The organism is Limimaricola cinnabarinus LL-001, assembly GCF_000466965.1.
Taxonomy (GTDB): domain Bacteria; phylum Pseudomonadota; class Alphaproteobacteria; order Rhodobacterales; family Rhodobacteraceae; genus Limimaricola; species Limimaricola cinnabarinus.
This window is the reverse complement of record NZ_BATB01000005.1, coordinates 1-18,902: the sequence shown is the minus strand read 5'-3', so window position 1 is coordinate 18,902 and position 18,902 is coordinate 1. Positions and strand designations below refer to the sequence as shown.

The 18,902-nt window shown below is 67.0% G+C and carries 17 protein-coding genes and 2 pseudogenes; 17 read left to right on the top strand and 2 right to left on the bottom strand.

The genetic code is table 11. From position 1 onward, the window contains the following. Positions 1-70 precede the first annotated feature (70 nt). The 3 genes from MBELCI_RS03200 to MBELCI_RS03190 are packed head-to-tail and all read left to right on the top strand — an operon-like array spanning position 71 to position 1,669. Positions 71-766: a CoA transferase subunit A gene (locus tag MBELCI_RS03200; RefSeq protein WP_021692709.1), complete on the top strand. Its 696-nt coding sequence runs from the start codon at positions 71-73 to the stop codon at positions 764-766. 2 nt (positions 767-768) lie between these two features. Next, positions 769-1,395, top strand: a complete 627-nt coding sequence (locus MBELCI_RS03195; RefSeq protein ID WP_021692708.1) for a 3-oxoacid CoA-transferase subunit B — start codon at positions 769-771, stop codon at positions 1,393-1,395. Beyond that, positions 1,388-1,669 (top strand): GNAT family N-acetyltransferase, encoded by a 282-nt coding sequence (locus MBELCI_RS03190; protein WP_021692707.1) that lies wholly within the window; start codon positions 1,388-1,390, stop codon positions 1,667-1,669. Before MBELCI_RS03195 ends, MBELCI_RS03190 begins: the two co-directional genes overlap by 8 nt. Before the next feature lie 3 nt (positions 1,670-1,672). Here MBELCI_RS03190 and MBELCI_RS03185 read toward each other — a convergent pair. Further along, a pseudogene (locus MBELCI_RS03185) lies at positions 1,673-2,511 on the bottom strand (lytic transglycosylase domain-containing protein). Positions 2,512-2,799: 288 nt separating this feature from the next. Between MBELCI_RS03185 and MBELCI_RS03180 the strand changes: the two are divergent. From MBELCI_RS03180 to MBELCI_RS03125, 12 genes and pseudogenes are all read left to right on the top strand, one after another. Then, positions 2,800-2,985 (top strand): Flp family type IVb pilin, encoded by a 186-nt coding sequence (locus tag MBELCI_RS03180; RefSeq protein ID WP_021692705.1) that lies wholly within the window; start codon positions 2,800-2,802, stop codon positions 2,983-2,985. A 173-nt stretch (positions 2,986-3,158) separates the two neighbouring features. Beyond that, a complete protein-coding gene (locus MBELCI_RS03175; RefSeq protein WP_045319642.1) occupies positions 3,159-3,356 on the top strand; it encodes a hypothetical protein in 198 nt (65 codons plus the stop codon). A gap of 28 nt (positions 3,357-3,384) precedes the next feature. After that, positions 3,385-4,260, top strand: a complete 876-nt coding sequence (gene cpaB, locus MBELCI_RS03170; protein ID WP_021692703.1) for a Flp pilus assembly protein CpaB — start codon at positions 3,385-3,387, stop codon at positions 4,258-4,260. Between the two features lie 151 nt (positions 4,261-4,411). Next, positions 4,412-5,833 (top strand): type II and III secretion system protein family protein, encoded by a 1,422-nt coding sequence (locus tag MBELCI_RS03165; RefSeq protein WP_045319659.1) that lies wholly within the window; start codon positions 4,412-4,414, stop codon positions 5,831-5,833. Positions 5,834-5,847: 14 nt separating this feature from the next. Continuing rightward, on the top strand, positions 5,848-6,501 hold the full coding sequence (locus MBELCI_RS03160; protein WP_021692701.1) for an OmpA family protein: 654 nt from the start codon (positions 5,848-5,850) through the stop codon (positions 6,499-6,501). 186 nt (positions 6,502-6,687) lie between these two features. Continuing rightward, positions 6,688-7,935, top strand: a complete 1,248-nt coding sequence (locus tag MBELCI_RS03155; RefSeq protein WP_045319640.1) for a CpaE/TadZ family protein — start codon at positions 6,688-6,690, stop codon at positions 7,933-7,935. 20 nt (positions 7,936-7,955) lie between these two features. After that, positions 7,956-9,443, top strand: coding sequence for a TadA family conjugal transfer-associated ATPase (locus MBELCI_RS03150; protein ID WP_021692699.1), 1,488 nt, complete (start codon positions 7,956-7,958; stop codon positions 9,441-9,443). A 4-nt stretch (positions 9,444-9,447) separates the two neighbouring features. Next, positions 9,448-10,415, top strand: a pseudogene (locus tag MBELCI_RS03145) (type II secretion system F family protein). A gap of 3 nt (positions 10,416-10,418) precedes the next feature. Then, the gene (locus MBELCI_RS03140; protein WP_021692697.1) at positions 10,419-11,399 is read left to right on the top strand and encodes a type II secretion system F family protein; all 981 of its coding nucleotides are present in this window, start codon (positions 10,419-10,421) and stop codon (positions 11,397-11,399) included. Positions 11,400-11,409: 10 nt separating this feature from the next. Continuing rightward, positions 11,410-11,967 (top strand): tetratricopeptide repeat protein, encoded by a 558-nt coding sequence (locus tag MBELCI_RS03135; RefSeq protein ID WP_021692696.1) that lies wholly within the window; start codon positions 11,410-11,412, stop codon positions 11,965-11,967. A 28-nt stretch (positions 11,968-11,995) separates the two neighbouring features. Further along, positions 11,996-12,847, top strand: coding sequence for a tetratricopeptide repeat protein (locus MBELCI_RS03130; RefSeq protein WP_021692695.1), 852 nt, complete (start codon positions 11,996-11,998; stop codon positions 12,845-12,847). 71 nt (positions 12,848-12,918) lie between these two features. Beyond that, on the top strand, positions 12,919-14,229 hold the full coding sequence (locus MBELCI_RS03125) for a DUF8689 domain-containing protein (RefSeq protein WP_021692694.1): 1,311 nt from the start codon (positions 12,919-12,921) through the stop codon (positions 14,227-14,229). Here the strand turns inward: MBELCI_RS03125 and MBELCI_RS03120 are convergent. Then, positions 14,226-15,725 (bottom strand): MDR family MFS transporter, encoded by a 1,500-nt coding sequence (locus tag MBELCI_RS03120; protein ID WP_045319639.1) that lies wholly within the window; start codon positions 15,723-15,725, stop codon positions 14,226-14,228. The two genes, MBELCI_RS03125 and MBELCI_RS03120, sit on opposite strands and share 4 nt — an antisense overlap. 140 nt (positions 15,726-15,865) lie before the next feature. Between MBELCI_RS03120 and MBELCI_RS03115 the strand changes: the two genes are divergently transcribed. Continuing rightward, a complete protein-coding gene (locus MBELCI_RS03115; RefSeq protein ID WP_021692692.1) occupies positions 15,866-16,471 on the top strand; it encodes a MarR family winged helix-turn-helix transcriptional regulator in 606 nt (201 codons plus the stop codon). 31 nt (positions 16,472-16,502) lie between these two features. Continuing rightward, the coding region (locus tag MBELCI_RS03110; protein ID WP_045319638.1) for a ligase-associated DNA damage response DEXH box helicase at positions 16,503-18,902 on the top strand (2,400 nt) is incomplete at its 3' end.

Below are 18,902 nucleotides of genomic sequence, written 5' to 3'. Positions count from 1 at the left end.
AGCGCGGCATCCGCATTGACTTCGCGCCCGCCCGGCGCAACTCTCGCCCCGTGACAACAGGGGGAGACGCATGAAAAAAATCTATCCGGACGCGGCCGCGGCGCTCGATGGGCTCTTGTCCGACGGGATGCTGATCGCCGCCGGGGGCTTTGGCCTCTGCGGCATTCCAGAGCTGTTGATCGCCGCCATCCGCGACGCGGGCACGAAGGACCTCACCTTCGCGTCGAACAATGCGGGCGTCGACGATTTCGGCCTCGGTCTGCTGCTGCAGACCCGGCAGGTGAAGAAGATGATCTCTTCCTATGTCGGCGAGAACGCCGAGTTCATGCGCCAGTACCTGTCGGGCGAACTGGAGCTGGAGTTCACGCCACAGGGCACGCTGGCCGAGCGGATGCGCGCGGGCGGCTCGGGCATCCCGGGCTTTTACACCAAGACCGGCGTCGGCACGAAGGTGGCCGAGGGCAAGGAGGAGAAGGTCTTCGACGGAGAGACCTACATCCTCGAGCGCGGCATCGTCGCCGACCTGTCGATTGTCAAGGCGTGGAAGGCCGACGAAACCGGCAATCTCGTGTTCCGCAAGACCGCTCGCAACTTCAACCCGCCCGCCGCGATGGCCGGACGCGTCTGCGTGGCCGAGGTCGAGGAAATCGTGCCTGCCGGATCGCTCGACCCCGATCACATCCACCTGCCCGGCATCTACGTGCACCGTCTGATCCAGGGCGAGCACGAAAAGCGCATCGAACAGCGCACCCTGAGGGAGGCTTGATCATGGGCTGGGATCGCAAGCAGATGGCGGCACGCGCCGCGCAGGAACTCGAGGACGGCACCTATGTTAACCTCGGGATCGGCATTCCGACGCTCGTGCCGAACTACATCCCCAAGGGCATCCATGTGACGCTCCAATCCGAGAACGGCATGCTTGGCATGGGCCCCTTCCCGACCGAGGACGAGATCGATCCCGATCTCATCAACGCTGGCAAGCAGACCATCACCGAGCTGCCCCACACCGCCTATTTCGACAGTGCAACCTCCTTCGGCATGATCCGTGGCGGCAAGATCGCCATGGCGATCCTCGGCGCCATGGAGGTGGCCGAGAACGGCGATCTGGCGAACTGGATGATCCCCGGCAAGCTGGTGAAGGGCATGGGCGGCGCGATGGACCTCGTCGCCGGCGTCGGCCGCGTCGTGGTGGTGATGGACCACACCTCCAAACATGGCGAGAGCAAGCTTCTGAAAGAATGTTCGCTGCCGCTTACCGGCAAGGCGGTGGTGGACCGGATCATCACCGGCATGGGGGTGCTCGACGTGGTCGAGGGCGGGCTCAGGATCGTCGAATGCGCGCCGGGCGTCACCGAAGACGAGATCCGCGCAGCCACGGAGGCGACCATTGTCTGAGGTAACGCGAGAGGGCGGCCCCGAGAGGGGTCGCTATGTCCTCGATCTCGAAGATGGCTCCGAAGCCGAACTTACATGGGTGGCCCGCGGCGAGACGCGCTTGGCCACCCATACCGGCGTGCCGCGCAAGCATGAGGGGCGCGGTCATGCGAGCACCCTCGTCGCGGCGATGGTCGAGGATGCGAGGGCGGAAGGGTTCCGCATCGTGCCGGCCTGCTCCTATGTCGCGGTCTGGGCGCGGCGGCACCCTGAGGCGGCGCAGCACTTCGCCTGAGACCTAAAGGCGGTTCACCAAAAAGACGCAGCCGTCGCTCACCAGCACCGGCGGCGTCAGGCAAAGCCCCCGCGCCACGGTCCAGGCGGCCAGCACCTTGGGCACGTAGGCGCGGGTTTCGGCATAGGGCGGCACGCCCGCATTGTCGCGCACCGATCCTTCGCCCGCGTTGTAGCCCGCGAGCACGAGGATCGGGTCGCGGTCGAAATGTCCCATCAACCAGTCGAGATAGGCGATGCCGCCGCGGATGTTCTCGGTGGCGACGCGGCTGTCGGTGACCCCGAAGCGCGCCGCCGTGGCAGGCATGAGCTGCATCAGCCCCTGCGCGCCGGCCGAGCTGACCGCGTCGGTGCGCCCCGCGCTCTCCACCGCGATCACCGACAGCGCCAGCGCCGGGGACACCTTGGTGCCGATGGTCATGCGCATGATGTCGGCGCCGTGCAGGCGTGCGATCTCCTGCAGATGTTGCAACCGCGGTGTCGCGGCGGCCCGGCCGGAGCGTCGCGCAAGGCCGCCAGCGCCTGTTCGAGCCGCCCCGGCCCGCTCTCGGACAGGCGGGGCGAAACGGCGGTCCAGAACCACTCGGCTGCGGGCCGCCCCACGGGGGCGGGGGATGCCCCCGCCGCGCCCGTGCCACCCTGTCCGGCCGAGGGGGGCGCTGCAGGCTTGAAAGGGGTCACGGGGGCGATCTGCACGGTGATCCGTCGGGCACCCGTCTTGGGGACGGCGATCCGGCGATAGGTGAAGTCGGTGCCGATCCTTTCTGCCGCCACAGGCCCCACCGCCCCGAGCAACAGCCCCGCCGCGAGGGCGATCGGTCCGTACAGTTTCGCAGGCGTCATCGGCCAGCCCCATAGTTGCCGCGATTCTCCTGCGCACCCTATCGACCCGCATCGCGCAACGATGCCCCCGTCGATCACTGTGTTGGCGCCTGAGGAGAAACCGACACGCCCCATGCGTGTCGGTTGACGGCAAAGCGCGCGAAAAACGCGCGAGTGCAAACAAACTCCCGCCCCAATCGACAGCGCATATAGGGACATCCAACGCGGTGATCGCAACCGGACAAATCCCGGCCGAAACAGCCCGCACGGGTAGAGAACGTTCATCATTGCCCCGAGGAGGGTTACAACATGCTCAACTTCTTCAAGACTTTCGCCAAGGATGAAGACGGTGCGGTCACCGTGGACTGGGTCGTGCTCACTGCCGCCATCGTCGGCCTCGGCGTGGTGATTCTCGGTCAGGTGACCGGCGGCGCCAAGACCCTTGCCGATGGCATCGGCACCAACCTGACCAGTCAAGTTGGCAAGACCTACTGAGTCGCTTCTGATGCCAGTCGCCAAATGGGCCGCACCCCGGGTGCGGCCCATTTTTCTGGTGGATGCAGACAGCCCCGCTTAGGGCCAGATATGCCCATCGCCGTGCCACAATCATCCGTCAATCCTGACAATGAAGTTCAGCAGAGCCCCAGCGATCTAGACAGGAAGTTGGCATGACGAATTCAATAATCGCCCTTTGGCAGCAAGATGACGGTGCCGTGACCATCGACTGGGTCGTGCTGACGGCCGCCCTAGTGGGGTTGTCGATTTCCGTCGTTGCGGTTTTCGCGTCGGCCTCGAAATCGCCCGAGGGGAATTACAACACCAACCTGAGCAGCGCACAGAGCTTCGTCGACGACCTCGATCAATGACAAGCCCCGGCCCGAGAGGAGACACGAGATGAGAACGGTATTCGGACTGGTCCTGATGCTTGGCCTCGGGCTTGCGGGCTTTGCGGTCTACATGATCAAGGGCTATTTCGACGAGCAGCAGGCCGCCATCATGGCCGAGCGCGAGGCCGCCTCGCTGCGCCAGCCGACGGTGGAGGTCGTGGGCGTCTCGCGGGCCCTGCCCTATGGCACGGTCATCACCCGCGAAGACCTAAGGCCGATCCTCTATGCTGAGGAGTTCCTGCCCGAAGGCACCTTCCCCGACCTCGAAGCGCTCTTTCCCGAGGGTGAGGACGTGCCGCGCATCGTGTTGCGTCCGATGGAGCCGAACGAGCCGGTGCTGGCCTCGAAGATCACCGCACCGGGTGGCGATGCGGGCATCAGCACGCGCTTGGGCAGCGGCATGCGCGCCTTCGCGATCAGCGTCAACGCGGCAAGCGGCGTATCAGGCTTTCTGCGGCCGGGCGATCGGGTCGATGTCTACTGGACCGGCTCCGTCGCGAAAGGCACCGATGCCCGCGACGTCACCAAGCTGATCGAGACCGGCCTCGAGCTGGTCGGCGTCGATCAGACCGCCGATCAGGGCCGCGCCGAGGCGATCATCGCCCGCACCGTGACAGTGCAGGCCTCGCCCGAGCAGGTTGCCAAGCTCGCCCAAGCCCAGTCCACCGGCACGCTGGCGCTGTCTCTCGTGGGCCTGTTCGACGACAAGGTCGCGGGCACCGTGGAAGTGGATCAGCGCAGCCTGCTCGGCATCGCGCCCGAGCCAGAACCCGAGGCGGCGCCGCAGATCGCAGCCGCCCCCCCGCCCCCGCCCGAGGTCTGCTCGGTACGCACGCGCAGGGGCGCCGAAGTGGTCGAAATCGCGATTCCCTGCACCAATTGAGCGAGCGGTCGGAGCGCGCGGCCTGTGGCCGCGCGCCCACAGACCCGTTCCATGCCCCGCCGCGCGTTGCAATACGCCGCGCCGTCGGGCAGGCTTCGCCACGACGGGGCACGACAAGACCCCGATGCACGACCTGCAGCGAGGCGGCCCGATGAGCATCCGACATACCCTCCGGGCCGGCCTGACCGGCCTCGCCCTGGCGATGGCGATCCCGGCGGCGGGCCAGGCCGAGGCGCTCAGGATTCTGGGCGGCTCTCCAACCGGAGCGCTTCAGGTGCCGATGAACCGCGCCGTCGTGGTCGAGAGCGATATCCCCTTTACCGAGCTATCGATCGCCAACCCGGGCATCGCGGACATCTCCTCGCTCACTGACCGGACCATCTATGTGCTGGGCAAGGCGCCGGGCCGCACCACCCTCACCGTCTTAGGCGAAAACGGTCGCCTGATCACCAATGTCGAGGTCCACGTCACCCCCGACATCGCCGAGTTCAAGGAGCGCCTGGAGCAGATCCTGCCCGGCGAGCCGATCGAAGTGCGCACCGCCAATGACGGCATCGTGCTGTCGGGCGTGGTCAGCTCCATCGGCAAGCTCGACCGCGCGCTGGAACTGGCCCAGCGCTACGCCCCCGAACGCGTGTCCAACCTGATGAGCGTCGGCGGCACCCAGCAGGTGATGCTCAAGGTCCGCTTCTCGGAGATGCAGCGCTCGGTGAGCAAATCGCTCTCGGCCTCGCTCGGCGCACGCGGCACCGCTTTGGGCGAAAATCTCGGTCTGGCCATCGGTACGAACACACTGGCCAATTCGGGCGCGCTGGGCACCGCCTTGGGCGGCAGCCTGCCGAGCGTCAGCACCGGCAACGCGGCGACGCTGTTCGGGTTCAACGCGGGCGGCGTCGAGGTGGGCCTGCTGCTCGAAGCGCTCGAGAATCGCGGCGTCGTGCGCACCTTGGCCGAGCCCAACCTCACCGCCCTGTCGGGTCAGGAGGCGAGCTTTCTCGCCGGCGGCGAATACCCGGTCCCGGTGAGCCAGGACAGCGGCAACATCGCAATCGAATACAAGCCCTTCGGCGTCGAGCTCAACTTCGTTCCCCGCGTGGTAGAGGGCGACCTGATCAACCTCGAACTCAACGCCTCGGTCAGCTCGATCGACCCTACCAACGGCTTCACAGCCAACGGCTTCACCGTCGACGCCTTCCGGCGGCGGCAGACCTCGACCACGGTCGAGATGCGCGATGGCGAAAGCTTTGCCATCGCGGGGCTCTTGTCGGATGATTTCCGCGATCTCAAGGGACAGGTGCCGTGGCTGGGCGACATTCCGGTGCTTGGCGCGCTGTTCCGTTCCGCCGAATACAGCCGCCAGCAGACCGAACTTGTGATCATCATCACACCGCATCTGGTCACGCCCACCCGTGGCGAGACGCTGGCCATGCCCACCGACCGGGTCCGCCCGCCGACCGAGCGCGATCTGTTTCTCTTCGGGCGGATCGCGGCCGATCGCGCGCCGCAATCGGGCGGCGCGGGCGAAATCGCGCGGCAGGACTTCTCGGGCTCCTATGGCTACGTGCTCGATTGATGGAGGGAACCGCGATGCGCCACGTCCTGACCGCGCTGGGCTGCGCCCTCTCGCTCGCCGCCTGCGCCGCGCCGCCGGGCTTCGATCAGGAGGCCGGCGGCAACACCGCCGGATTCGGCAGCGCCACGCTGACCAATACCGTGGCGCAGGGACAGGCCTCCGAGGGGATCAGGGTGGATCTCGCGCGGCAGTTCGCCGCGGAGGTCGACACGGTGATCAACTTCGCCTTCAACTCCGACCAGCTCGACACCGCCGCGCGCGCTACACTGCAGCGGCAGGCGAACTGGATCGGCCGCTATCCCGAACTGCGGTTCCGGGTTTACGGCCATACCGACCTCGTGGGGAGCGACACCTACAACGAGGCGCTCGGACTGCGCCGGGCCCGTGCCGCCGTCGCCTATCTCGTGGCGCAGGGCCTCGACGCGCGTCGTCTCGAGGCGGTGGCCTCCTTCGGAGAAACGCGCCCCCTCATCGCCACCTCTCAGCCGGAGCGCGCCAACCGCCGCACCGTCACCGAGGTCTCGGGCTTTGTTCAGGGCCATCCCAACCTGCTCAACGGCAAATACGCGGCCGTGATCTTCGAGGGCTATGTCGAGAGCGCGGCGGTCCCGACCACGCTCAGCAACACGGGCGGTGAGACCGAAGCAGGGACCGCGGCGGCGCCGTAAAACTTGGCGACAAACCCCGGATCGCCCGGGGATCGTTGCCCCACTTCCAACAATTTCAGCTTTTTAGCCCCAATGCAGCCATGATTTCCCTGCATGAAAGGTCTCGTGGAGGATAAAGGCCGGGTTCGGCGACGCTCCGGACCAGCATATAAAGGCGGAGCCACCGCCTGACAGAGGATCGAAGGAATGAGCAGCACGGCACCCTTGCAACCGGACCCTCAGCCGATCACGGCCTGCACCATCAGCCGTGACGTGCAGCTGTTCGATCTGCTGATCGAGGACATGGAAGCCGCGATGGGCGAGAACTGGGGCGATCTGGGCTTCGACGACGCGCTCGCCTTTCTCGAACAGCCCGAGGCCACGGAGCTCGAATTCATCGCCGTGGCGCTGAGCAAGGACGACGAGGGCCAGCTCGCGCTCATCGCCGACATCATTTCCCATGCCAAACGGCGCGGCATCAAGGTGGTGCTCATCGCCGACGAGGTGAGCCCTGCGGTGCTGCACCAACTCTTGCGCGAGGGCGGCGACGAGTTCGTGCCGTATCCGCTGCCCGAGGGCGAGCTGGCGCAGGCGATCGACCGGCTGCGCCGGGGCGTGGGACCGATCCTGCCCGACGCCCCAAAGCCCGAGCCGCGCGCCACCGGCGACCGCAATGGCGTCGTGATTCCGGTGCAGGGGCTGGCCGGCGGCAGCGGCGCCACGACGCTGGCGGTGAACCTCGCCTGGGAGCTGGCCAATGCCGATCGGAAATCCCCGCCACGGGTCTGCCTGATCGATCTCGACCTGCAGTTCGGCACCGTCGCCACCTATCTCGACCTGCCCCGCCGCGAGGCGGTGCTCGAATTGCTGGGCGACCTCGCATCTGCCGACAGCGACAGCCTGCTCTCGGCAATGCTGCTCCATCAGGAGCGGCTGCATGTGCTGACCTCGCCATCCGAACTGGTGCCGCTCGATTTGATCGGCCCGGACGAGGTGGCGCATCTGATCGAACTGGCGCGGGTCAATTTCGACTACGTCGTGATCGACATGCCGCCGACGCTCGTCGATTGGTCCGAGACCCTGCTTCGGGTCGCGCATGTCTACTTCGCGACGCTCGAACTCGACATGCGGTCGGCGCAGAACACGATGCGGCTCAAGCGAGCGCTTCAATCCGAGGACCTGCCTTTCGAGAAGCTGCGCTTCGTGCTGAACAGGGCGCCAGGCTTTACCGACCTCTCGGGCAAGAGCCGGGCTCGCAGGCTGGCCGATTCGCTCGGGATCTCGATCGAGATCCAGCTTCCCGATGGCGGCCGGGCGGTGACGCAAAGCGCCGATCACGGCACGCCGCTTGCCGATGGGGCCGCGAAGAATTCGCTGCGCCGCGAGATCGCGAAACTCGCGCGCTCGGTCCACAAGGTCAACGTCGCCGACGCCAGCGCCGAAACGGCAGGCTGAGCCCAGCACAGGAGGACGTCATGTTCTCGAAGTTCAGGAAAACCGACACCGAAGGTCAGCCCGCCCCGACCAAGCCCCTCGCCGCCGCCCCGGCGGCGGCCCGCGCGCCGCAACCCTCTGCTCCGCAACCCGCCCTGTCCGGCACCGCCGCATCCGCCGCACGCCGGGCCGCCCCCGCGACAGACTTGCCGCGCCGTGCCGCCGAGGCCAGCCCCGCCGACAAGGAACGCCGCCGCAAGGAGCGTTTCGCCGAGATCAAGCTTGAGGTGCACAAGGCACTTCTCGACACGCTCAACCTCGCCGCCCTTGAAAAGGCCAGCGAACAGGACCTGCGGGCCGAGATCAACGCCATCGCCACCGAAACGCTCGAGACCATGGGCGTGTCCCTCAACCGCGAGGAACGCCAGAGCCTGGGACAGGATCTGTTCTTCGAGGTCACGGGCCTCGGCCCGCTCGAGACACTCCTGAAAGACGATTCGGTCAACGACATCCTCGTCAATGGCCCGCACCAGATCTTCGTGGAGCGCGACGGCAGGCTGCAGCTCACCGACATCACTTTCAAGGACGAGCGCCACCTGCTCAGGATCATCGACAAGATCGTCTCCGCCGTGGGCCGCCGGGTCGACGAATCGAACCCTTATGTCGACGCCCGCCTCGCCGACGGTTCGCGCTTCAACGCCATGGTCGGACCGATCGCGGTCGACGGCTCCCTCGTGTCGATCCGCAAGTTCAAGAAGGAAAAGCTCGGCATCGACGACCTCGTGCGGTTCGGCGCGATGACCGAGGAGATGGCGGCCTATCTGCAGGCCGCCGTCGCCACCCGGCTCAACATCATCGTCTCGGGCGGCACCGGCTCGGGCAAGACCACGACGCTCAACGCGCTGTCTTCCTTCATCGACGACAACGAACGCATCCTGACCATCGAGGACACCGCCGAGCTTCAGCTGCAGCAGACCCATGTCGGCCGGATGGAAAGCCGCCCCGCCAACGTCGAGGGCCGCGGCGCGGTAAGCCAGCGCGATTGTCTCAAGAACGCGCTTCGGATGCGGCCCGACCGGATCATCGTCGGCGAGACGCGCGGCGAGGAAGTGATCGACATGCTGCAGGCGATGAACACCGGCCATGACGGCTCGATGACCACGATCCACGCCAACTCCGCGCGTGACGGCATCAGCCGGCTCGAGAACATGATCGCCATGGCAGGCATCGAGATGCCGATCAAGGCGATCCGCTCCCAGATCGCCAGCGCCGTCCACCTGATCGTGCAGGCCAGCCGCCTGCAGGACGGCTCGCGCCGGATGACCTCGATAACCGAGATCACCGGCATGGAGGGCGACGTGATCTCGATGCAGGAGGTGTTCCGCTACCGCCGCGTCGGGCTGACCCCGGACAACAAGATCATCGGCCATTTCACCGCGACCGGTGTGCGCAGCCATTACTCCGAGCGTTTCCGGCTCTGGGGCTACGACCTGCCGCCTTCGCTTTTCGAACCCATGGCGGCGGAGTGAGATCATGAGCCTCAGCGCGGAACCGATCATCTATGGCCTCGTCTTCATCGCCGTCCTCGTGCTGGTCGAGGGGGTGTATCTCACTGTCTTCGGCCGCTCCATCAGCCTCAACAACCGGGTCAACCGGCGGCTGACGCTTCTGGAAAAGGGCGGTCGGCGCGAAGAGGTGCTCGAACAGCTGCGCAAGGAGATGTCGCAGCACATGCGCTCGCGCCGCGTGCCGCTCTATTCGATCCTCGCCCACAAGGCGCAAAAAGCCAACATCGCCTTCACCCCTCGCCAGCTCGTGCTGCTGATGGTCGGCCTTGGCGCAGTGGCTTATGCCGGGCTCACCTTCGGCACGGGTGCTGCGCTCGAGATCCGCGTCGCCGTCGCGGCGGCGATGGGGGTGGGAAGCGTCTATGTCTGGGTCGGTCACAAGGCCAAGAAGCGCATCGGCCTCATCGAGGCACAGCTGCCCGACGCGATCGAGCTGATGGTCCGATCGCTTCGGGTCGGCATCCGTTCTCCTCGGCGGTCGCCGTCGTCGCCAAGGAGGTGCCCGATCCGCTCGGCTCCGAAATGGGGTTGATCGCCGACGAATCCGCCTATGGCCGCGACATGAGCGACAGCCTCAAGGCCATGGCCGAACGGCTCGACCTTCAGGATCTGCGCTTCCTCGCCGTTGCCGTGACGATCCAGCAGCAGGCGGGCGGCAACCTCGCCGAGATTCTCGATGGCCTGTCCAAAGTGGTCCGAGCCCGCTTTCGGCTGTTCCGGCGGGTCAAGGCGATCACCGCCGAGGCCAAGTGGTCGGGCATGTTCCTGTCGGGTTTCCCGCTGGCGGCGCTGGCGGCGATCAACCTGATGGAGCCCAACTACTATGACAAGGTGAGCCAGACGCCGGTGTTCGTGCCCGCCTGCCTCGTCGTCGCGGCGTTCTTGATCGTGAACGTCATCGTCATGCGCGCCCTCGTCAACATCAAGGTCTGATACATGAACCTGCTCCAGCAGATCGAGGCCCTGCTCGTGGCCCGGCTCGGCCCCGCGGGCCCCCTCCTCGCGGTCGGCTTTCTCGGCCTCGCGATGATCCTGCTCACGCTGCCGGTGCTCCTCCGCCGCAAGAGCGATCCCCTCGACCGGCTCAAGGCCCAGAACGCGCGCGGCGGCGACGCCCCGAAGATCGTCGACCGCCTCCGGACCCCCTCGGCCGCCGACAAGCTCGAACGCTACGCCACCTTCCTCGAGCCGCAGAACGCCGAGGAATACTCGGCCGCGCGGCTGCGGCTGATGCAGGCGGGCTACCGCACCCGCAACGCGGTGCGGATCTACCATTTCAGCCAGTTCGCTCTGGGCGTCGGCGCGCTGATCGGCGGCCTCGTCTTTGCGCTGAGCCAAGGCAGCTCCGATCCGCAGGACATGATCATCGCCACGATCGGGCCGGCGGCGATCGGCTACATGGCCCCCAAATACTGGGTCACGCGCCGCCGCGAGGCCCGCCGCCAGAACATCACCGATGGCTTTCCCGACAGCCTCGACATGATGCTGGTCTGCGTCGAGGCCGGCCAGTCGCTCGACCAATCCATCATCCGGGTGAGCCATGAGTTGCGCTCGGGCTATCCCGACCTCGCCTTCGAATACAGCCAGGTCGCGCATGAGATGAAGGCCGGCAAGGACAAGACGCTGGTGCTGCGCGACCTCTCCGAGCGCTGCGGCGTGACCGACATATCGAGCTTCGTCACCGTGTTGGTGCAAAGCCAGCAATTCGGCACCTCGATCGCCGAGGCGCTGCGGGTGTTCTCGGCGGAGATGCGTGACAAACGCGTGATGCGGGCCGAGGAAAAGGCGAATACGCTGCCCACCAAGATGACGTTGGCCACGATGATGTTGACGGTGCCGCCGCTGCTGATCATCCTGATCGGGCCGTCGCTCTACGACATCTACATGACCCTGGGCGGCGGGGCTGCCGGGAACTGACACCCCTTTCATGAGACCTTTTGCCCTTATCGCCGCATTCGCCCTGCTGGCAGCCTGCGCGGCCACGGGCGACCTGTCCAGATCCTCGGGCGGCGTCTATGCCCCCGGCCCCTCCGGCGCGTCGGACGTCGACGGTCTTATCGTCGGGCACCGGCTCATGGCCTCGAACGAGGCCGAGCTGGCGCTCTCGGCCTATGGGCGCGCGGCGGCGGAGCGCGGTCTCGACGTCGACACGCTCTCGGCGATGGGGTCGGCCAATCTGCGTCTCGGGCGGCTCGGTCAGGCCGAACGGCTGCTGCGCCGGGCCGTGGCGCTGGACCAAGATTTCGCCCCGGCCTGGAACAACCTCGGCGTGGTGTTGATGGAAACGGGGCGCACCGCCGAGGCCGCGGAGAGCTTTCGCCGCGCCTTCGGCCTCGTCGATGGCGGTGACGAGATGGTGCGCGACAACCTGCGCCGGGCCCTCGCCAAGCGGGACGACGCTCTCTATGCTGGTCCGCAGGAAACCGAAGAGTTTCAACTGGTGCGGCGCGGATCGAGCGAATACGCGATACTGACCGCGCTGTGAGGATACGAGCAGCAAAGGACGCCGCCCCATGCGACTTCCCGTCCGCCATTTCGCCGCTCTCGCGGCGTTGTTTCTGGTCGGCTGCGGCACGCCGGACGGCGAAGTGGACCGCGCGGTGAGCGATCTGCGCGAGGCGCGCGACGCCGATCTCAACGAGATCATGCTCACCGTGGCCGACCCCGTCGAAAGCGTCGCCTATTTCCAGCGTCTCGCCACCGAAACCCCTGATGCGATCGAGATCCAGCGTGGTCTGGCCACCTCGCTGGTGCGGGCCAAGCGCGGCCCCGAGGGTGTCGCGGCCTGGCGCCGGGTAACCGCGCATCCACAGTCGGGACCCGCCGACGGTGTCGAGCTCGCCGACGCGTTGATCCGCACCAATGATTGGGACGGCGCCGAAAAGGTCCTCGACGGCGTCCCGCCGACCTTCGAGACCTTCCAGAGATACCGGCTCGAGGCGATGGTCGCCGACAGCAATCAGGAATGGGCCCGCGCCGACAGCTTCTACGAGACCGCCGTGGGGCTCACCACCACGCCCGCCGGGGCGCTCAACAACTGGGGCTATTCCAAGCTCACCCGCGGCGACTATCGCGGGGCCGAGCGGCTCTTCACCGACGCGCTGCGGCAGGAGCCGGGGCTTTTCACCGCCAAGAACAACCTAGTTCTGGCGCGCGGCGCGCAGCGCAACTACCAGCTCCCCGTGATCCCGCTGAGCCAGACCGAACGCGCGCAACTGCTCTACACACTCGCTCTCACGGCGATCAAACAAAGCGACGTGACGATCGGCCGGGGTCTTCTGCGCGAAGCGGTCGACACGCATCCGCAGCATTTCGAGGAAGCGGCGCGGGCGCTGCGCGCGCTGGAGGGCGGCGCGACCAACTAGCGCCCCGCCTGCTCCCTGCTCATGCCATATTACTCATCCAGACAGGCCCGACCGTTCGGGGAGGGGCCACCATGAACATGCAGATCGGTACAGCCGCGCCACAGTTGCCGCGCAGCCTCGACGAGGTCGGGCTGCAAGTGGTGATGATGCGCGATATCGCCCTCAAGACAATTTTTCGGACCAATGCGCGGCTGGTCAGCGAAATCGCGAAATCGCTCCGCCTGCCGGTCAACGTGACACAGGATCTTGTCGACCTGATGCGAGGCCAGAAGCTCATTGAGGCGATGGGCACTCTGACCGGCTCCGGGGCGAGCTCGGAAATGCCCTATCAGCTGACCGATGGCGGACGGGCCCGGGCGCTCGACGCGCTGGCCCAGTCGGAATATTTCGGCCCGATGCCGGTGCCACTGGCGGAGTACCGGGCGCAGGTGTCGCGCCAATCGGTGCGCAACATCACGCTCACCCGCGATCGGCTCCAATCGGCGATGGGCCATCTGGTGCTGCCGCCCGCCCTGATCGATCAACTTGGGCCAGCAATCGGTGCCGGACGCTCGATCCTGATGTACGGCCCCCCCGGCAACGGCAAATCCTCGATCTCGAACGGCATCCGCGAAGCCTTCGGCGATCTGGTCTACGTGCCCTGCGCGATCGAATACGGCGGTCAAGTCATCACCCTCTACGACCCCGTGATCCACGCAAGCGTCGACGACACCCCCGAGGATCCGAATGCGCTGCGCCTCTCGTGCACTAGGTTCGACACGAGATATGTCCGCTGCGAGCGGCCAACGGTCGTCACGGGGGGCGAGCTGTCGCTCGACATGCTGGACCTCGTCTACAACCCGGTCTCGCGCACCTATCAGGCGCCGCTACAGCTCAAGGCCACGGGCGGGATCTTCATCATCGACGACCTCGGGCGTCAGGCCGAACCGCCACAGAAGATCGTGAACCGCTGGATCGTGCCGCTCGAGGAAAACCGCGACATCCTCTCGCTGCAATCGGGCGAGAAGTTTGAGGTTCCCTTTGATACGCTGGTGATCTTCTCGACCAACTTCCACCCGCGCGAGATCTTCGACCAAGCGGCGCTGCGGCGGATCTTCTTCAAGATCCGCATCGACGGTCCGAGCCAGGAGGACTTCCTGAAGATCTTTGCGCTGGTGGCGCGCAAGAAGCGGATGCCGCTCGATCAGGCGGCCCTGATCCACCTTCTCAAGGTCAAGTATCCGACCATCGGCAACGTCTTTGCCAATTACCAGCCGGTGTTCCTCATCGACCAGATCATCTCGATCTGCGAGTTCGAGGGCCTGCCCTACCGGATGACGCCCGAATTGATAGACCGGGCGTGGGACAACATGTTCGTGCGCGATGGTGACGTGATCCACTAGGCTTCGGCCAAGGGCTCCTCGCGCAGCATGAGCGTGATCGCGAAGGCCAGCGCCGCGATGCCCGCCGCCAGCAGGAAGATCGGGTCGAGCGCCGCCGCAAATCCCGCGAGCACACTTTCGCGCGCCTGCGGCTCGAGCGCCATGACCGTTTCGCGGCTGATCGCGCCAAGGCCCGCCCCCTCGATCCGCCCGGCGAGGTTCTGCGCCAGCCCCGCGCCGAACACGGCGCCGAAGATCGAGGTGCCAAGCGAGCCGCCGATGAGCCGGAACATGTTGGCGCTCGCGGTGCCCACGCCCAGCATAGCACGCGGCACCGCGTTCTGGATCGCGGCGACGCCCACGCTCATCATCGGGCCGATACCAAGGCCGGTGGCCGTCATGAGGACCACGACCTGCCACAGCGGCGTCTGCGCCCCGAGCCGCGACAGGCCAAGCATCGCGACGCTCAAAAGCGCCGTGGAGAGGACCGGCAACAGCTTGTAGCGCCCGGTGCGTCCCATCACCCGCCCCGAGGCGACCGACGCCCCGATCAGCCCCGCCATCATCGGCAGCAGGAACATCCCCGACATCACCGGCGACACGCCTTTGACCACCTGAACGTAAAGCGGCAGGAAGGTGATGGTGCCGAACATCGCCATGCCGACCAGCAGCCCCGCTGCATTGACCACCGCCACCGCGTTGAGCCGGAACAGCGACAGCGGCAGGATCGGCTCCTGAGCCTTCGTTTCGGCCACCAAGAACCCCGCGAGAGCCGCGATCGTCGCCGCGATCAGCGCCAGCATCGCCGGATCGCCCCAGCGCAGGGCCGTACCGCCCAGGCTCGAGGTCAGGACGAGACCCGAAAGCGCCGCGGTCAGCAGTGCAGCTCCGGCCACGTCGATGCGCGGGCGGACGGAGGGAGCCCGGCCTTCGAGCGCCGATTGCAGCACGATCCATGCCAGCGCCACCACCGGCAGGTTGGCAAAGAAGATCCAGTGCCAGCCGAGGCTTTGGACCAGAAAGCCGCCGACCAGCGGGCCGATCACGGTCGACAGGCCGAACACCCCGCCCAGTGCGCCCTGCACTCGGCTGCGCTCGCGCGGGGGCAGCAGGTCGGCCACCACCGCCATCGCCACGACGATCAGCCCGCCGCCGCCGAGCCCCTGCACCGCCCGCCCCGCGATCAGCACCTCCATCGAGGGCGCCACGCCGCAGATCAGCGCGCCAAGCGTGAAGACGCCGAGCCCACCCTGCAGCACCGCCTTGCGGCCGAACAGGTCGCCAAGCTTGCCGAAGATCGGCGCGCCCACGGTCGAGGCCAGCAGATAGGCCGTCACCACCCATGTCATCCGGTTGAGCCCGCCCAGATCGGCAGTGATCACCGGCAGTGCGGTCGACACGATGGTCTGCCCGGTTGAGGCCACGAACAAAGTCACCGCCACCGCCCAGAGGGCGAGGCGAACCCGCCTGTCCCGCCCCGGAGCCATGGTAGGAATGGTATCGGGTGTGGCGGTCATGCAAAACTCCGGGTTATCAGGGCACGAACGAGGCAGGCCCGCCAGAGGGGCGGGTGGGTCTTGCGACGAGACTGCGGTGACGCCAGATATGTGTCACTGGCACATGCATGTCAATGGCATGCAAATTGGAAAGGCGGAGAATGGCCGAACGCGACGAGGAGCTGATCGGGGAAATGGCACGCGCCGGTATCGACCCGGAGGTCACGCGCGCGGCGTTGGCCTTCGACGCGGTGCTGCAACGCTGGCGCAGGCGGGTCCGCACGCGCGAGCTTGGCCACCGGGCGCTGGCCGAGCTTGGCCTGCCGCTCGATCTGGCGCAGCTCGACGTGATGATCGCCATCCACGCCCCGGCCAACGAGTTTGGCGACGACCCTGAGGGGGAAACCATGGTCTCGACCGTGGCGCAGCGGCTCAACATTGACCCCTCGCGCGCCAGCCGCATCGTGTCGGACCTGATCGCCCGCGGCTTTGCCGAGCGCGCGGCGAGCCAAGCGGATGCGCGACGCACCATCGTGGCACTGACCGCTTCGGGGCAGGCGATCGTCGAGGCGGTGCGGCGCTACAAGTTTCTGCTTCTGGGCGGGTTCCTCTCGGGCTGGACCGCCGAGGAAACCGAAACCCTGCTGCCGCTGCTCGAGCGTTTCTCGCATTGGTCCGAGACCGGGGCCACGGCGACCGAGGCGGGCCTCGATGCGCGCATCGCAAGCCTGCGCGACGAACTGGCGCAGCGCCTCGCGGCGCTTTGAAAGCCGGGCCGCCGCGCCTAGATGGCAGGGGATGACCACCCTGCCCCCCTCCTTCGAGACCTGGTTCGCCAAACGCGGCTGGAGCATCCATCCGCACCAGCGCGAAATGCTGACCCGCGCCGATGCGCCGGCCTTGATGCTCATCGCGCCCACCGGGGGCGGAAAGACGCTCGCCGGGTTTCTGCCCACCCTCGCGGAGCTGGCCGACGGCGCGCATCAGGGGCTCCACACGCTCTACATCTCGCCACTCAAGGCGCTGGCCACCGACATCCGCCGCAACCTCACCATCCCGATCGAGGAGATGGACCTGCCGATCCGGGTCGAGGACCGTACCGGCGACACAAGGCAGACGGCCAAGAAGCGCCAGCGCGCCGACCCTCCACATATCCTGCTGACCACGCCCGAGAGCCTTGCGCTGCTCATCTCCTATGAGGACGCGCCGCGCATTTTCGCGGGGCTGCAACGGGTCATCGTGGACGAGATCCACGCGCTGGCGGAGGGCAAGCGCGGCGACCAGCTGATGCTGACGCTCGGGCGGCTCGAAACCCTGTCGCCCGGCCTGCGCCGGGTCGGCCTATCGGCCACGGTGGACGACCCCGCCGCGCTGGCGGCGCAGCTCGCCCGCGCGCCGGAGCCGTGCGAGATCATCGAGGCCGATCCCGGCCCCGATCCCGACATCTCGATGCTGCACACCGAGGCCCCGCCGCCATGGGCGGGAGCGGGGGGCGGCTATGCCGTGCGCGAGGTTCTGGCGCAGGTGAAACGGCACAAGACCACGCTTATCTTCCACAACACCCGCGCGCAGGCAGAGATCTTCTTTCACAAGCTCTGGCTCGCCAACGAGGACGACCTGCCGATCGGCATCCATCATGGCAGCCTGAGCCGACAGGTCCGCGCCAATGTCGAGGCGGCGATGGTTGCAGGCGAGCTCAAGGCCATCGTCTGCACCGGCAGCCTCGATCTCGGGATCGACTGGGGCGACGTGGACCTCGTGATCCAGATCGGCGCGCCCAAGAACGTGAAACGCCTCGTGCAGCGGATCGGGCGGGCCAACCACCGCTACAACGCGCCCTCGAAGGCGCTTCTGGTGCCCGCCAACCGGTTCGAGGTGGTGGAATGCATGGCAGCGCTTGAGGCTGTGAAGGCGCGCGAGCTCGACGGCAACCCCAAGGGCCCCGGCCCGCTCGACGTGCTGTGCCAGCACATCATGATCACCGCCTGTGCCGGGCCCTTCGACGAAGACGCGCTCTTCGCCGAGGTGAAGACCGTCGGCGCCTATGCGGGCATCAGCCGGGCGCAGTTCGACGACTGCCTCGATTTCGTGGCGACGGGCGGCTATGCGCTGCGCGCCTATGACAAGTGGAAGCGCCTGCTCAAACGCCCCGACGGGCTGTGGCAGCTGCGCGACCCGCGCTCCGCCCTGCGCATCCGCATGAACATCGGCACGATTCAGGATGCCGACATGCTGAAGGTCCGTATGCGCGGACGTGGCGGACGCCCCTTGGGCGAGGTCGAGGAAGGCTTCGCGTCCTCGCTGACGCCGGGCGACACATTTCTCATCGGCGGTCAGGTCGTACGCTACGAGACGCTGCGCGAGATGACGGTCGAGGTCACCCGCCGCGCCGACCGAGAGCCGCGCATCGCCACATATGCGGGGGCCAAGATGCCGACCTCGGCCCAGCTTGCCCACCGCATCCTCGACACGCTGCAGCGCCCCGACTGGCCCGAGCTGCCACGCCATACGCGCGACTGGCTGCACCTGCAGCGCGAGGTGTCGCAGATGCCGCAGCGCGGCCGCATCCTTGTCGAGACCTTCGAGCATGACGGACGGCACCATGCCTGCTTCCACACTTTCGCGGGGCGGCACGCGCAGCAGACCCTGGGCCTTCTGCTCACCCGGAGGATGGAGACGCTCGGCCTGCATCCGCTGGGCTTCGTCGGCACCGATTATGCCACGCTCGTCTGGGGGCTCGACGAGCTGACCGATCCCGCCCCGCTGTTCGAAGCGGACGGGCTGCGCGAAGGGTTGGAGGGCTGGTTCACTTCTAACGCGGTGATGAAGCGGACCTTTCGGGGCGTGGCGAGCATCGCCGGACTGATCGAGAAGAACCTGCCGCAGCTGCGCAAGACCGGTAAGCAGGCGACCTTCTCGTCCGACATCCTCTACGACACGCTGGCGAAATACGACCCCGAGCACCTGATCCTGCGCGTCACCCGCGAAGAGGCGATGCGCGGCCTCGTGGATTTCGCCCGCGTCGAGGAGATGCTTGAGCGCACCAAGGGCCGGGTCGATCTGGTGCGCGCCAAGCGCCCCACCCCGCTCGCCGCTGCGATGCTGCTGGAGCGCGACCGGGTGCCGGTGGCGGGCGCGGGGCGCGAGCGTCTGGCCGAGGAGGAGGCCGCGCGCCTGCTCAAGGAATCGGGCCTTGCG